The following is a 14,169-nucleotide window of genomic DNA, read 5'->3' as shown; positions in this document are numbered from 1 at the left end:
AGCGGTCCGACCCGATCCACCGGATCCCTTGCCCCCCATCGTTCGGTTCGAGCAGTTTCATCAGCGGCGGAGCCGCTGCTCCACCCGAGCGGCTGGCACCGCCACGCAAACCAGCCACGATGGGTCCTAGTGAGCTGCCTCGTGCCAGGAGCGGCCGACGCCGACCGAAACCTCCAGCGGCACCTGGAGTTCGTAGGCCGACCCCATCTGCTCGCGCACGATCGACTCGATCCGGTCGTGTTCGCCCTCGACCACCTCGAGCACGAGTTCGTCGTGCACCTGAAGCAGCATCCTGGAGCGCACCCCGGCCTCGTCGAGTGCCTTGCCGACGCCGAGCATGGCGACCTTGATGATGTCCGCGGCCGATCCCTGGATGGGGGCGTTGAGCGCCATCCGCTCGGCCATCTCGCGGCGCTGCCGGTTGTCCGAGTTCAGGTCGGGCAGGTAGCGCCGCCGCCCGAGGATCGTGGAGGTGTATCCGTCCTTGCGGGCGGCGTCCACCAGCTCGCGCAGATAGTCGCGCACCCCGCCGAACTGGGCGAAGTAGTCGTCCATCAGCCCGCGCGCCTCGTCCACGGCGATACGCAGCTGCCCGGAGAGCCCGTACGCGGAGAGCCCGTAGGCGAGCCCGTAGTTCATCGCCTTGATCTTGGCGCGCTGTTCGGTGGACACCTCCCCGGCGTCCACCCCGAACACCCGGGCCGCGGTCTCGGCGTGGAAGTCGGTCCCCGACTGGAAGGCCTGGATGAGCTCGGCGTCCTCGGAGAGGTGCGCCATGATGCGCATCTCGATCTGCGAGTAGTCCGCGGTCATCAGTTCGGCGAAGCCCCGCCCGACCACGAAGCCCTCGCGGATCCGGCGGCCCTCCTCGGTGCGGATCGGGATGTTCTGCAGGTTCGGATCGGTCGAGGAAAGCCTGCCGGTCGCCGCGATCGTCTGGTTGTAGGTGGTGTGGATCCGCTCGTCGTCGGCGACGGTCTTGAGCAGTCCCTCGGCGGTCGTCTTGAGCCGGGTGGCGTCCCGGTGTTCGAGCAGGTGCGCGAGGAAGGGGTGCTCGGTCTGCTCGAACAGGGTCTGCAGCGCGTCCGCGTCCGTGGTGTACCCGGTCTTGGTGCGCTTGGTCTTCGGCATCTCGAGGTCTTCGAACAGCACCACCTGCAGCTGTTTCGGCGAGCCGAGGTTGATCTCCTTGCCGATCACCGCGTACGCCTCCTGCGCGGCGTTCTTCACCCGCGCGGCGAAGTGCGCCTCCAGGGCGGTGAGCGCCTCGACATCCACGGCGATCCCGATCTGCTCCATCCGCGCGAGCACCCGCAGCAGCGGCAGCTCGAGATCGCGCAGCAGCCCGGTCGCCTCGATCTTGGCGAGCTCGGCGTCCAGTGCGTCGGCGAGCTCGGCGATCGCGACCGCGCGCAGCAGCTCCGCGTTGATCAGCGCGGTGTCCTCACCGTCCGCGCCGTCCAGCAGGGACAGCTGGGTCTCCCCGGCCTCGGCGCGCAGTTCCCGCTGCAGGTAGCGCAGCACCAGATCGTCGAGCGCGAAGGAGCGCTGCCCGGGGCGCACCAGATAGGCGGCGAGCGCGGTGTCCGAGGTGAGCCCGGCGAACTCCCAGCCGCGTGCGGCGAACGCGTTGATCGCGCCCTTCACGTCGTGCCCGGCCTTCGGTGCTTCCGGATCGGCGAGCCAGGCGGCCAGCGCGCGCTCATCGGCCTCGTCCATCGCGGCGACCTCCACAAAGCCGCCGACCCCGCCCGCGGCGAGGGTCACCGAGTAGACGTCACCGCCGCCCATCGCGAAGTTCCCGCGCACGGCGAGGCCGGTGCGGCGCCCCGAGGCGTGCTCGGCGAGCCAGTCCCGCAGCGCCCCGGTCTCGATCCGCCCGCCCTCGATGTCCAGCCCGGACTCGGCCTCGGGCTCCGCGGAGGACAGGGTCTCGAACAACCGGTCGCGCAGCACCCGGAACTCGAGGTCGTCGAACAGCCGGTGCACCGCGTCCCGGTCCCAGGGCTGGAGCTCGAGCTCGTTCGCGTGCTTGTCCAGTTCGACGTTCCGGACCAGTTCGGTCAGCTGGCGGTTGAGCAGCACCGAGTCGAGGTGCGCACGCAGCGCCTCGCCGACCTTGCCCTTTACCTCGTCCACCCGGTCGACCAGATCGGCGAGGGAACCGAACTGCCTGATCCACTTCGCCGCGGTCTTCTCGCCGACCCCGGGGATCCCCGGCAGGTTGTCCGAGGGGTCACCGCGCAGCGCGGCGAAATCGGGGTACTGCTTCGGCGTGAGGGTGTACTTCTCCTCCACGGCCTCCGGGGTGAACCGGACCAGATCGGAGACGCCCTTGCGCGGGTAGAGCACCGTCACCGAGTCGTCGACCAGCTGCAGCGCGTCCCGGTCCCCGGTGCAGATGGACACCCGCATCCCGTCGGCCACGGCCTCGGTGGTCAGCGTGGCGATCAGGTCGTCGGCCTCGTAGCCCTCCTTGCGCAGGGTCGGCACGCGCAGGGTGGCGAGCACGTCCTCGATCAGCGAGACCTGGCCACGGAACTCGTCCGGGGTACTCGAGCGGTTCGACTTGTACTCGGCATAGGCCTCGCTGCGGAAGGTCTTGCGGGACACGTCGAAGGCCACGGCCAGATGCGTCGGCTGCTCGTCCCGGAGCAGGTTGATCAGCATCGAGGTGAAGCCGTACACGGCGTTCGTGGTCTGGCCCGTCGTGGTGCTGAAGTTCTCCGCGGGCAAGGCGAAGAACGCCCGGTAGGCCAGCGAATGGCCGTCGAGCAGCAACAAGCGAGGTTGGTCACTTCCGGTATCGGTCTTCGCGCTCACGGATGAAGTCTATGGTGAAGCACCGACAAGTCTGGAGGCCCCGTCCCGTGTCCGAACAGCAGCAGCTCAACCCGTTCCCGGCGCAACCGGCCGGACAGTTGCTCGATGCCAAACTCGGCATCGAGGTCCTCGAAGCGAGCCCGGAACGGGTGGTCGCGACCATGCCGGTGGACGGCAACCGGCAGCCGTACGGGCTGATACACGGCGGGGCGAACGCCTCACTCGCCGAATCGGTGGGATCGCAGGCAGCGGCGCTCAACGCGGCGCCCGGTCACCCGGTCGTCGGGCTCGAGCTGTCCTGCACACATCACCGTGGGGTCAAGGACGGGAAGGTCACCGCGGTCGCGGTGCCGGTGCACACCGGGCGGTCGACGAGCACCATCGAGATCACGATCACCGATGAGCAGGGTCGCCGCACCTGCACGGCACGGCTGACCTGCGTCACCCTGAACAAGCCCGGCTAAACCTCGAGCAGCTCGGATTCCTTGTGCTTGACCAGTTCCTCCACCTGGTGGATGTACTGGTCGGTGAGGTTCTGTAGTTCCTTCTCGGCGCGGGCGCCCTCGTCCTCGCCCACCTCGCCGTCCTTGACCAGCTTGTCCAGCTCGTCCTTGCCCTTGCGGCGGATGTTGCGGATGGTGACCCGCGCATCCTCGCCCTTGGCCTTGGCGACCTTGACCATCTCGCGGCGGCGCTCCTCGGAGAGCTGCGGAACGTTGATGCGGATGATCTGCCCGTCATCGGAGGGGTTCACCCCGAGATCCGATTCCTGGATGGCCTTCTCGATGGCGCGCAGCTGGCTCGGGTCGTAGGGCTTGATCACGACCATCCGTGCCTCCGGGATGCTCACGCTCGCGACCTCGTTCAGCGGGGTCGGCACGCCGTATGCCTCGACGTGGATCCTGGAGAACATCGCGGGAGTGGCCCGCCCGGTACGCACCGACGCGAGGTCGTCCTTGGCGACCGAGACGGCTTTCTCCATCTTTTCCTCGGCGTCGAGGAGCGTATCGTCGATCACTGCTTTCTCCTTCGTGCGTGCAGCGTGCTCATGCCTATGCGGGAGTACTGACCAGTGTCCCGATCTTCTCACCGCGAACGGCCCGGGCGATATTGCCCTCGGTAAGCAGATTGAACACCAGTATCGGCATGTTGTTGTCCATGCACAGCGAGAACGCGGTCGCGTCGGCCACCTTGAGACCACGCTCGATGACCTCGTGGTGCGTGATGGTGTCGAACATGGTGGCCTTGGGGTCCAGTTTCGGGTCCGCGGTGTACACCCCGTCCACGGCCTTGGCCATCAGGACCGCCTCGCAGCCGATCTCGAGCGCGCGCTGGGCGGCCCCGGTATCGGTGGAGAAGTAGGGCATGCCCGTCCCGGCCGCGAAGATCACCACGCGGCCCTTGTCCAGGTGCCGTTCCGCGCGGCGCGGGACATAGGGCTCGGCGACCTGGCCCATGCTGATCGCGGTCTGCACCCTGGTCGGCACGCCCTCTTTCTCCAGGAAGTCCTGCAGGGCGAGGCTGTTCATCACGGTGCCGAGCATCGCCATGTAGTCGGCGCGGTCCCGGTCCATGCCACGCTGGGACAGCTCGGCGCCCCGGAAGTAGTTGCCGCCGCCGATGACGACGGCCAGTTGCGCGCCGGTGCGCACCACGTCGGCGATCTGCCGAGCCACGGTGTGCACCACATCGGGATCCACTCCGACAGCGCCGCCACCGAACATCTCGCCACCGAGTTTCAGCAGTACTCGCTTGTAACCCATTCGGCCCTCCTCACATGCGTGTGCCCCGCCCTCGTGAAGAAGGCGGGGCACACGGTACTCGGGTCCTCCGCTCTCGCGCGCGAAGGGTGGCACACCGTGCCGGCAGGTCAGGCGACGCCGACCTCGAAGCGCGCGAAGCGCACGACACTGACACCGGCCTCGTCGAGCACGGCCTTGACGGTCTTCTTGTTGTCGGTGACCGAAGGCTGCTCGTTGAGCACGAAGTCCTTGTAGTAGGCGTTGACCTTGCCCTCGACGATCTTGGGCATGGCCTGCTCGGGCTTGCCCTCCTCGCGGGCGGTCTGCTCGGCGATGCGCCGCTCGTTCGCGACGGTCTCCTCCGGCACGTCCTCGCGGTTGGTGTAGCGCGCGTTGAGCGCGGCGACCTGCATGGCCGCGCCGCGGGCGGCTTCCTCGTCGCTACCGGTGTACTCGACGAGCACGCCGACGGCCGGGGGCAGGTCGGCGGAGCGCCGGTGCAGGTAGCTGGTGACGTTGCCGTCGAAGAGGGTGATCCGGCGCAGCTCGAGCTTCTCGCCGATCTTCGCGGACAGCGCGGCGATGGCCTCGGAGACCGTCGAGCCGTCGAGGTCGGCCGCGAGCAGGGCGTCCAGCTCGCCGATCTTGTTGTCCCGCGCGGTGGCGACGATCTTGTCCGCGAGCGCGACGAATTCGGGGTTCTTGGCCACGAAGTCGGTCTCGCTGTTGAGCTCGACCATCGCGGGGCCGGCCGCCGCGATCAGGCCCTGCGCGGTGGTGCGCTCGGCCCGCTTGCCGACGTCCTTCGCACCCTTGACACGCAGGATCTCGACGGCCTTGTCGAAGTCGCCCTCGGCTTCCTCGAGCGCCTTCTTGCAGTCCATCATGCCGGACCCGGTCGCCTCGCGCAGACGCTTGACGTCCGCCGCTGAGTAGTTCGCCATGAAATCTCGTTCCTTACGGTTAGTGCCTGCTCAGTCGTGCGGGTGGGTGCGCACACCCACCCGCACGACTCGTCTCTGGTTCGAGCGCGTTACGCCTGGTCGCCCTCGGAGCCGGCCGCGACGGTCGCCTCGGCGGTCTCGGGGCTGGTGAGCAGCTCCTGCTCCCACTCGGCGAGCGGCTCATCGCTGGCCACTCCCGGCTCGGGCTTCTCGTCCCCGCCGGAGCCGTTGCGCGCACCGGCACGGGCCATCAGCCCGGCGGCCGCGGCCTCGGCGACCACCTTGGTCAGCAGCGCGGCGGAGCGGATCGCGTCGTCGTTGCCCGGGATCGGGTAGTCGACCTCGTCCGGATCACAGTTCGTATCGAGGATCGCGACGATGGGCACATTGAGCTTGCGCGCCTCACCGACCGCGATGTGCTCCTTCTTGGTGTCCACGATCCACACCGCGCTCGGCACCTTCGCCATGTCGCGGATACCGCCGAGGGTGCGGTCGAGCTTGTTCTTCTCCCTGGTCAGGGTCAGGATCTCGCGCTTGGTCAGCCCGGCGAAGCCACCGGTCTGCTCCATCGACTCGAGTTCCTTGAGCCGCTGCAGGCGCTTGTGCACCGTCTGGAAGTTGGTCAGCATCCCGCCGAGCCAGCGCTGGTTGACGTACGGCATGCCGACCCGCTGCGCCTCGCGCGCGATCGCTTCCTGGGCCTGCTTCTTCGTGCCGACGAACAGGATCGAGCCGCCGTGCGCGACCGTCTGCTTGACGAACTCGTAGGCGCGGTCGATGTAGGACAGCGTCTGCTGCAGGTCGATGATGTAGATGCCGTTGCGCTCGGTGAAGATGTAGCGCTTCATCTTCGGGTTCCAGCGGCGGGTCTGGTGCCCGAAGTGGACACCGGAGTCCAGCAGCTCCTTCATGGTGACGACGGCCATGGCCGGATACACCTCTGTCTTTGCTCACGCGCACCCCGCCGGGCCGACAGCTCGAAACGGACGGAGCACGCTGGTTCGGTTCTTCGCCGGGCGGCCGGGTGACCACCTGGCCCTGGTGCCGATCGGCGATCCGAACCCCGGAACATCCGGGGACCGTCGGATCGCGGTGCCCTCCCTGCGGGAAGAATCGGCACGCGAAGTCACCACGTACGGAGACGTGGCGCTCGACCAGTGTAAACCAGGCCCGATTCGCACGTCATCGCAGTATCGATGGGTATGCGGGATGGCCGCTGTTCCTGTGGATTACCCGTGAACGGTCCACAACACGGGGGCGCGCACTTCCCATCCGAGTTCCGAGCATGCACCCTTGGTGGCATGCCGATCCGGTCCAGCCCGCCGACGCGGGTGCACGCGGCGATAGCCAAGCTGTTCGCCGTGGTGCTCTTCGTGCCGCTGCTCGGGCTCGCGCTCGCCGGTCCGGGCAAGCTCGTCACCGCCTCCGCGCACGCCGCGACCGCCGCGGTCGGCTACGGCTGGCCGATCGCACCCCCGCATCCGGTCGTGCGCGGATTCGACGCTCCGGCGAACCCCTACGGTCCCGGGCACCGCGGCGTGGATCTCGGTGCCACGGAGGGCTCCCGGGTCAGCGCGGCCGCGGGCGGGGTAGTGGCGTTCGCGGGACCGGTCGCCGGGCACGGTGTGGTCTCCATCCAGCACGCGGACGGCATGCGCACCACCTACGAACCGGTCGCCGCCACGGTCGCCAAGGGTGACCAGGTGCATGGTGGCCAGCCGATCGGAACGCTGCGGGGCGGGCACGACTGCGGAGCCCCGCGCGTAGCGGCCTGCCTGCACTGGGGCGCCCGGTACGGGGAGACCGACTACCGCGATCCTCTCGGCCTGCTCTCGGGCGGGCACGTGCGGCTGCTGCCCTGGTACCGCCCCTGATCGCGGATTACTCGCTGGACTGCGCCTGCATGGTGTTGCGCAGCCGCAGCACCGCCCGGGTGTGCAGCTGGCAGACCCGGGACTCGGTCACCCCGAGTACCTTGCCGATCTCGGCGAGGGTGAGGTTCTCGAAGTAGTAGAGCGTCACCACGACCCGGTCGCGTTCGGCGAGCTTCGCGATGGCATCGGCGAGCTGCTTACGGGTGTCCCGGTCGACCAGGCTGGCCACCGGATCGATCGCGGCATCGTCGCGCAGGGTGTCGGCCAGCGCGGTCGTGCGCTCCCCCGCGATCAGTTCGTCCAGTGCCATGACGCTGGTGAGCTGGAGCTGACCGTAGAGCTCGCGCAGTTCGGTGACTCCGATCCCCAGTTCGGCGGCGAGCTCGGAATCGGTCGGGGTGCGCTGCAGCCGGGCGCCGAGGGATTCGAGTACCCGCTCCAGGTCGCGTGCCTTGCCGCGCACCGAACGCGGCACCCAGTCCTGGGCGCGCAGGTCGTCCAGGATGGCGCCGCGGATACGTTGCATCGCGTAGGTCTCGAACTTGAGCCCGCGTTCGGGTTCGAACTTCTCGATCGCGTCCACGAGCCCGAAGATGCCCGACTGCACGAGATCGGCGATGTCCACGTGCGCGGGAAGCCCGACACCGACCCGGCCGGCGACGTACTTCACGAGCGGTGCGTAGTGCAGGACGAGGCGGTCCCGGGTGGCGCGGTCGCGTTCGCGCGCGAACCACTGCCACAGGGCGACGATGCCCGCCTCGACATCGTCCGCGCTGCGGCGGTCGCCGTCGAGTACACCGTCCGGCTGCCCGGGGCCGTAAGCCCCGGTGCGTTGCTCGGGCGGTGGATCGACGAGCCGAAGTCGCGTCGCCGGCCTCGGGCGGTCAGCGGGATCGTGGATGCGCTCGGTCATGGATGGCCTTCAGCCGTTCGACTGTCACGTGCGTGTAAAGCTGGGTCGTAGCAAGGGTAGCGTGCCCGAGAAGTTCTTGGACCACGCGCAGATCCGCACCGCCTTCCAGCAGATGAGTGGCCGCGCTGTGGCGCAGCCCGTGCGGTCCCATGTCCGCGGCCGAGGACACCGCGCCGACGGCGTCGTGCACCACCCGGCGCACGGCGCGCTGATCGACGCGCCCGCCCCGGCTGCCGAGGAACAGTGCCGCCCCGCTGCGCTCGTTGACCAGCGTCTGCCGGGCCCCGAGCCAGTCCCGCAGGGCCGCGAGCGCCGGTTCCCCGTAGGGCACGGTGCGCTGTTTGCGTCCCTTGCCGAGCACGGTGATCACCTTGCGCTGCTCGTCCACGTCCCCGAGGTCGAGCCCGCACAGTTCGGAGACCCGGACCCCGGTCGCGTACAGCAGCTCCAGCATCGCCTTGTCCCGCAGGGCGACCGGGTCTCCCTGCTCGGCGCCCAGTGCGGCCGCGTGCATGGCCTCCTCGGCCTGATTGGCCCGCAGCACCGAGGGCAGCGTGCGGTGGGCACGTGGTGCGGCGAGCCGCTGGCCCGGATCGCTCGTGAGATAGCCACGCCCTGCGGCCCATGCGGTGAAACCGCGCGCGGCCGCGGCCCGCCGCGCCATGCTCGTCCGGCTCGCCCCCGCTTCGCGCTGCCCGGCGAGCCAGGAACGCAGACCGGCGAGGTCGATCCCGTCGAGACAGCCGTTCCCTGGTACCTCGTGGTGTTCGTCCTCGTCCTCGAGTTCGGCGAGCAGGCTCATCACGTCGCCGAGGTAGGCGCGCACTGTGTGCGCCGAGAGATCCCGCTCGAGCCGCAGGTGCTGCTCGTACTCATCGAGAAGCCGCTGCTGCCAGACCGGCAGACCCGCACGCCGCTCGCGCGGGTTCGACCGCCCAGCGGTAGGACGAGTTTGCGAGGACACGCAAGGAACAGTGCGCCATCGTCTACTTTTGGTCAAGTACCGTGCGCGGTGTGCCGTCCGGCATCGGCGGCCGACAGGGCCACGATTCGCTGCCAGCCGAGCTCCCCGTTGCGCGCCAGTCCGGACAATTCGAGCCTGGTCAGGTTCGCGCGCACGGAGGCCAGTTCGATCCCCGTCGCGGCCGCGACCTGCTCCGGATCACGTGCCACGGTCCGGCCGAGCGTCTCGAGTACCCGTTTGGCCTCCTGATCGAGTTCGTCGACCGGATCGATCTCGCCCGCGGGCTCGGCCCCCGCGCTCGCGTCGAACGGTCCGATGGCCGCCCGCACATCCGCGAGGTTTCCGGCGAGCGCGGCATCCCCGTCTCGTAGTAGTTGGTGGCAGCCAAGCGACATGGCCGAGGTGATCGGTCCGGGGACGGCGAGCACGGGGCGCCCGATGGCGTGCGCGGTCGCCGCGGTGTTGCGGGCGCCGCTTCGCCTGCCCGCCTCGACGACGAGGGTGCCGTCCCCGAGCGCGGCGATGAGCCGGTTGCGGGCGAGGAAGCGGTACCTGGCCGGTTTGGTGCCCGGCGGATACTCACTGACCACGCTGCCGTGTTCGGCGATGTGCTCGAGCAGCCGCGCGTGCCCCGCCGGATAGGGCACATCGATTCCGCAGGCGAGGACGGCGGCCGTGGTTCCGCCTGCGGCGAGCGCTCCCTTGTGTGCCGCGCCGTCGATCCCATAGGCCGCACCCGAGACCACGCCCACGCCCTCCTGCGCGAGACCGTGGGCGAGATCGGTGGCCACGTGTTCGCCGTACCGGGTGGCCGCCCGGGCACCGACCACGGCCAGCGTTCGGTCGCCGAGCCCGGTGAGCGCTCGCCCGCGCGCCCAGAGCCCGATGGGTTCACCGGAATACCGGACACCCCGGCGCGCGGCGAGCTCGAGCGCGAGGAACCGCCAGCTCGGCCACTCCTCGTCCTCGGGGGTGACGAGACGGGCTCCCGCAGCGGCCGCGTGTTCGAGATCGCGCGCGGCCCGGTCGAGGTGCCTGCGCGCCGAGGTCTCCTTGTCCACGGCGACCGGAACCTGCCCGGCGCGCACGAGTTCGGCGGCTCGTTCCGGACCGTGCCGGGCGACGAAGGCCCGCAGCGCGATCGCGGGCGGTTCGGCGACCCGGAGCAGATAGGCGCGGGCGGTGCGCGGGTTCGAGCCGGTCATGCGGCACTCCGTTCCCGGAACCCGAGCGCGGCCGCGACGTGGTCCGGGGTGGGCCGCGCGGTACCGGCCAGATCGCTGAGGGTCCACGCGACCCGCAGACAGCGATCCGCGCCGCGCGCGCTCACCGCGCCCGAACGCAGCCCCCGTTCCAGGAGCGCGGTCGCCGCCGTGGACAGGGCGTGCTCACCACGCAGCACCGGCCCGGGGATCTCCGAATTCGCGCGCAGTCCGTGCCCGGACCAGCGGTGCGCGGCGCGTTCCCGTGCCTCCGTGACCCGTTCGCGGACCACGGCGCTCGATTCGCTGGCGCCACCGGCGATCGCGGTGATCGGGCGCATCTGTACCCGCAGGTCCACCCGGTCCAGCAGCGGACCGGAAAGCCGCCCCAGATACTGCTTGCGCACCCGGGGCAGGCAGGTGCAGTCGATATCGCGGGCCGGAGCGCACGGGCACGGATTGGTCGCGAGCACCAGCTGAAACCGGGCCGGATAGCGGGCGACCCCCTCCCGGCGGGCGTGCCGCACCTCGCCGTCCTCGAGTGCGGTGCGCAGGGCGTTGAGCCGCTGCGGGCCGAACTCGGCTGCCTCGTCCAGGAAGAGCACCCCGTTGTGGGCGCGGGAGACGGCACCGGGCCGCGCTGTTCCGCTGCCGCCACCGACGAGCGCGGCCACCGATATCGAATGGTGCGGATCGACGAACGGCGGGCGATCCAGCAGCCCGCCGTCGGCGGGCAGGGTTCCGGCGAGCGAGCACACCGCGGCCAGTTCGATGGCCTGTGCCGGGGACAGCGAGGGCAGCAGCCCGGGAAGCCTGCTCGCCAGCATCGTCTTGCCCGTTCCCGGTGGGCCGGTGAGCAGGAGATGATGCCCGCCCGCCGCGGCGACCTCGAGCGCCCAGCGTGCCTCGGACTGGCCGACCACCTCCGCGAGATCGGGGCCGTCGGTAGTGGGGACACCGGTGACCGGAGCCGGTTCGCGCAGACCGTGCGGCTCGCCGCGCAGCCAGTCCAAGACCTCGCTCAGTTGCTCGGCGCCGAGCACCCGTATCCCCTCGGCCAGCCCGGCCTCGGCCAGGTTCGCGGCAGGCACGATCGCGGTGCCGAACCCCGCTTTGTGCGCGGCGAGCAGCGCGGGAAGTACCCCGCGCACGGCGCGGGTGCGCCCGTCGAGGGCGAGTTCACCGAGCAAGGCGACGCCGGTGAGCGAGTCCGGGGAGACCACCTCGGCCGCGGCGAGCAGGCCGCAGGCGAGGGCGAGGTCGTAGGCCGCACCCGCCTTCGGGAGATCGGCCGGGGACAGCGCGAGGCGCACCTGCCGTTGCGGCCAGACCACTCCGCTGTTGCGCACCGCGGATCTGACACGTTCCTTCGCCTCGCGCAACGCGGCGTCCGGAAGACCCATCAGGTGCACGCCGGGCACTCCCGGTCCGAGATCGGCCTCGATCTCCACCATGGTCCCGTCCACGCCGTGCATGGCGACCGACCACACGCGCGCCAGCACCATCAGAACGCCCCCTCGATGTGTTCCACCTCCGGAGGGCGCCCCGGTGGCCACAGCACGGCGAGCACGTCGAAGCGGATCTCCCGCAGCGGCAGGGGATACTCGGCGAGCCAGGCACGGGTGAGTTCCCGGATCCGCTCCGCCTTCGCCGGTGGCACGGCCTCGGCGGGTGCGCCGAAACCGGTTCCCGAACGGGTTTTCACCTCGGCCACGATCAGCCGGATCCCGTCGGTGGCCACGATGTCCAGCTCACCTCGCGGACATCGCCAGTTCCGGTGCAGGATCACGCAGTGCTTTCCCCGGAGGTACTCCACGGCGTGGTCCTCGCCCGCCTTTCCCAGTCGCTGCCCGCCCGCTCTCCGCGGTGGCTTCCGTACCGGCATGCCCTCGACCCCCAGTCGCATCGGTCATCTCCTGGGGACCGAGTCTGCCCGCGATTCGCGTCCCGGCAAGGTGGCGCGGGCAATCTGTGGACGGGCGGGCTCGCTGTGGATGGTCCGGCATACAAACGACCGGCGCAGACGAGAAACGGCACCGGTGCGATCACCGGTGCCGTTTCCTTCGAAGCCTGTGCTCAGCCGTTGAACGGCCCGTCCTCGAGGCGCAGATCGGGCTTCTCCAACTCCTCGACGTTGACGTCCTTGAAGGTGATCACCCTGACCTGCTTGACGAATCGGGCCGGGCGGTACATGTCCCAGACCCAGGCATCCGACATCCGTACCTCGAAGTACACCTCACCGTCGCCGTTGCGCACCGCGACATCCACGGCGTTGGCGAGATAGAACCGTCGTTCGGTCTCGACCACATAGGTGAACTGGCCGACGATGTCGCGGTACTCCTTGTAGAGCGACAGCTCCATGTCGGTCTCGTACTTCTCGAGGTCTTCCGCGCTCATCGCTCTCCCTCCCTGCGGGAGCCCGGCGCTTCGCGCTGGCGCCGTGCCTTCCGTTCGCTCGCAAGCTCGCTCATGAGCTCTCCTCCGCTGCGATTACCCGCCATCTTCATCGCCACCACCCTCATTGTGAACCATGCGCCCCGCCGCGGCGCTGCGTTGCACCCGCCTCGGCGGGGTGATGTTGTGCTCGGCCGCGTAGGCGGTGACGTTGACGAACGACCAGCGGTGCATCTCGCTGGGACCGTGTTCGCGCAGCGCCGCCTTGTGGCTCGCGGTCGAGTAACCCTTGTGCTCCTCGAAACCGTACTGCGGGTACTGCTCGTGCAGCCCCGCCATGATCCGGTCCCTGGTGACCTTGGCGAGCACGGACGCGGCGGCCACGCAGGCGGCGACCCGGTCCCCCTTGATCACGCCCATGCTCGGCGCGGTCAGTCCGGGAACCCGGAACCCGTCGGTGAGCACGTACCCGGGATGGGTTTCGAGACGCGCCACCGCACGGCGCATGCCCTCGATGTTCGCGAAGTGCACCCCGGTCGCGTCGACCTCGGTGACGTCGATGACCACGATCGAGGTCTGCGCGCAGCGGCGGAGCAGCAGCTCGTACATCCGCTCCCGCGCGGCCGCGGTGAGCAGCTTCGAGTCGGTGAGCTCGGAGAGCCTGCCCGCATCACCGGGGCGCAGTGTCGCCGCCGCGACCACGAGTGGACCGGCGCAGGCGCCGCGCCCCGCCTCGTCCACTCCCGCGACCGGGCCGAGCCCACGCCGTTCGAGTGCGGACTGCAGGGTCCAGCTACCGGGCCACCCGCGCAGCACCGCGCGCGGCGGCCTGGGAAGTGCGGGCGCGAGTGTGGTCACCGCCGCCTGCCACGTTTGTCACGCACGAGCGCGCGCACCTTTCGTCCGGTCCACACGGTCGGGACCGCGAGCACGAAACCGGCCCCGAGCGGCGCACCCGGTGGCACGTTCGAGTGCTCGATCGGCGGAGCGGGCATCGACATCGCATGCGGATCATCGGTGCGTACACCCTGCCAGCGCGAGGGCGGCCAGATGATCAACCGCGCCTTGCCGATCACGTTGTCCACCGGAACGGTGCCGCGCACGGGGTCGGCCTGCGCACCGTTCTGATACCGCGAGTCGTAGGAGTTGTTGCGGTTGTCCCCCATCACCCACAACTGCCCCTGCGGAATCTTGACCGGCTTGAACGGGGCCTGCTTGTTCCCCAGGCCCTGCTGGTAGTAGATGTAGGGCTCGTTCAGCGGCTTACCGTCCACCAGCACCCGGTTCTGCGCATCGCAACAGGAAACCGTCTG

Annotated in this window: 15 protein-coding genes; 2 read left to right on the top strand and 13 right to left on the bottom strand. The window is 69.7% G+C overall.

Translation table 11 applies throughout. The features are described from left to right. Positions 1-126 precede the first annotated feature (126 nt). On the bottom strand, positions 127-2,823 hold the full coding sequence (gene polA / locus AD72_RS09660; RefSeq protein ID WP_031466103.1) for a DNA polymerase I: 2,697 nt from the start codon (positions 2,821-2,823) through the stop codon (positions 127-129). Between the two features lie 47 nt (positions 2,824-2,870). On the opposite strand from polA, the gene AD72_RS09655 reads away from it, so the two are divergent. Next, entirely contained in the window at positions 2,871-3,287 is a 417-nt protein-coding gene (locus tag AD72_RS09655) for a PaaI family thioesterase (RefSeq protein WP_031466102.1), read from the top strand. Here the strand turns inward: AD72_RS09655 and frr are convergent. The 4 genes from frr to rpsB all read right to left on the bottom strand — a co-directional run bounded on the left by frr (position 3,284) and on the right by rpsB (position 6,435). Next, on the bottom strand, positions 3,284-3,841 hold the full coding sequence (gene frr, locus AD72_RS09650) for a ribosome recycling factor (RefSeq protein ID WP_020495165.1): 558 nt from the start codon (positions 3,839-3,841) through the stop codon (positions 3,284-3,286). The genes AD72_RS09655 and frr overlap by 4 nt on opposite strands. Before the next feature lie 34 nt (positions 3,842-3,875). Beyond that, positions 3,876-4,586, bottom strand: coding sequence for a UMP kinase (pyrH, locus tag AD72_RS09645; protein WP_031466101.1), 711 nt, complete (start codon positions 4,584-4,586; stop codon positions 3,876-3,878). Positions 4,587-4,693: 107 nt separating this feature from the next. Next, positions 4,694-5,509: a translation elongation factor Ts gene (gene tsf, locus AD72_RS09640; protein ID WP_031466100.1), complete on the bottom strand. Its 816-nt coding sequence runs from the start codon at positions 5,507-5,509 to the stop codon at positions 4,694-4,696. Positions 5,510-5,598: 89 nt separating this feature from the next. After that, a complete protein-coding gene (rpsB, locus tag AD72_RS09635) occupies positions 5,599-6,435 on the bottom strand; it encodes a 30S ribosomal protein S2 (protein ID WP_031466099.1) in 837 nt (278 codons plus the stop codon). A 375-nt stretch (positions 6,436-6,810) separates the two neighbouring features. Between rpsB and AD72_RS09630 the strand changes: the two genes are divergently transcribed. Continuing rightward, the gene (locus tag AD72_RS09630) at positions 6,811-7,383 is read left to right on the top strand and encodes a peptidoglycan DD-metalloendopeptidase family protein (protein WP_037345260.1); all 573 of its coding nucleotides are present in this window, start codon (positions 6,811-6,813) and stop codon (positions 7,381-7,383) included. Positions 7,384-7,390: 7 nt separating this feature from the next. On the opposite strand, the gene AD72_RS09625 is transcribed toward AD72_RS09630, so the two are convergent. The 8 genes from AD72_RS09625 to lepB all read right to left on the bottom strand — a co-directional run. Continuing rightward, entirely contained in the window at positions 7,391-8,296 is a 906-nt protein-coding gene (locus AD72_RS09625; protein ID WP_037345258.1) for a FliA/WhiG family RNA polymerase sigma factor, read from the bottom strand. After that, a complete protein-coding gene (locus tag AD72_RS09620) occupies positions 8,268-9,260 on the bottom strand; it encodes a tyrosine recombinase XerC (RefSeq protein WP_031466096.1) in 993 nt (330 codons plus the stop codon). Before AD72_RS09620 ends, AD72_RS09625 begins: the two co-directional genes overlap by 29 nt. Positions 9,261-9,292: 32 nt before the next feature. Then, positions 9,293-10,465, bottom strand: coding sequence for a DNA-processing protein DprA (dprA, locus tag AD72_RS09615; protein ID WP_037345257.1), 1,173 nt, complete (start codon positions 10,463-10,465; stop codon positions 9,293-9,295). Further along, the gene (locus tag AD72_RS09610) at positions 10,462-11,967 is read right to left on the bottom strand and encodes a YifB family Mg chelatase-like AAA ATPase (RefSeq protein ID WP_031466094.1); all 1,506 of its coding nucleotides are present in this window, start codon (positions 11,965-11,967) and stop codon (positions 10,462-10,464) included. Before AD72_RS09610 ends, dprA begins: the two co-directional genes overlap by 4 nt. After that, positions 11,967-12,368 carry a YraN family protein gene (locus AD72_RS09605; protein WP_425480760.1) on the bottom strand — a complete coding sequence of 134 codons (402 nt, stop codon included), beginning with the start codon at positions 12,366-12,368 and terminating at the stop codon, positions 11,967-11,969. The genes AD72_RS09610 and AD72_RS09605 overlap by 1 nt, the downstream gene beginning before the upstream one ends. Before the next feature lie 170 nt (positions 12,369-12,538). Beyond that, positions 12,539-12,859 (bottom strand): DUF2469 domain-containing protein, encoded by a 321-nt coding sequence (locus AD72_RS09600; RefSeq protein WP_031466092.1) that lies wholly within the window; start codon positions 12,857-12,859, stop codon positions 12,539-12,541. A 93-nt stretch (positions 12,860-12,952) separates the two neighbouring features. After that, positions 12,953-13,714, bottom strand: coding sequence for a ribonuclease HII (locus AD72_RS09595; protein ID WP_031466091.1), 762 nt, complete (start codon positions 13,712-13,714; stop codon positions 12,953-12,955). Continuing rightward, on the bottom strand, positions 13,711-14,169 hold a 459-nt coding region (gene lepB / locus AD72_RS09590), incomplete at its 5' end, for a signal peptidase I (protein ID WP_031466090.1). The genes lepB and AD72_RS09595, both read right to left, overlap by 4 nt.

The organism is Sciscionella sediminilitoris (assembly GCF_000737195.2).
Lineage (GTDB): Bacteria > Actinomycetota > Actinomycetes > Mycobacteriales > Pseudonocardiaceae > Sciscionella > Sciscionella sediminilitoris.
The sequence above is the reverse complement of the archived record's forward strand: the minus strand, read 5'-3'. Positions and strand labels throughout refer to the sequence as shown.

Coding starts and splice junctions, on each gene's coding strand:
- pyrH (WP_031466101.1), bottom strand. CDS start 4,586: ATGGGTTACAAGCGAGTACTGCTGAAACTCGGTGGCGAGATGTTCGGT.
- tsf (WP_031466100.1), bottom strand. CDS start 5,509: ATGGCGAACTACTCAGCGGCGGACGTCAAGCGTCTGCGCGAGGCGACC.
- rpsB (WP_031466099.1), bottom strand. CDS start 6,435: ATGGCCGTCGTCACCATGAAGGAGCTGCTGGACTCCGGTGTCCACTTC.
- AD72_RS09630 (WP_037345260.1), top strand. CDS start 6,811: ATGCCGATCCGGTCCAGCCCGCCGACGCGGGTGCACGCGGCGATAGCC.
- AD72_RS09625 (WP_037345258.1), bottom strand. CDS start 8,296: ATGACCGAGCGCATCCACGATCCCGCTGACCGCCCGAGGCCGGCGACG.
- dprA (WP_037345257.1), bottom strand. CDS start 10,465: ATGACCGGCTCGAACCCGCGCACCGCCCGCGCCTATCTGCTCCGGGTC.
- AD72_RS09610 (WP_031466094.1), bottom strand. CDS start 11,967: ATGGTGCTGGCGCGCGTGTGGTCGGTCGCCATGCACGGCGTGGACGGG.
- AD72_RS09605 (WP_425480760.1), bottom strand. CDS start 12,368: ATGCGACTGGGGGTCGAGGGCATGCCGGTACGGAAGCCACCGCGGAGA.
- AD72_RS09600 (WP_031466092.1), bottom strand. CDS start 12,859: ATGAGCGCGGAAGACCTCGAGAAGTACGAGACCGACATGGAGCTGTCG.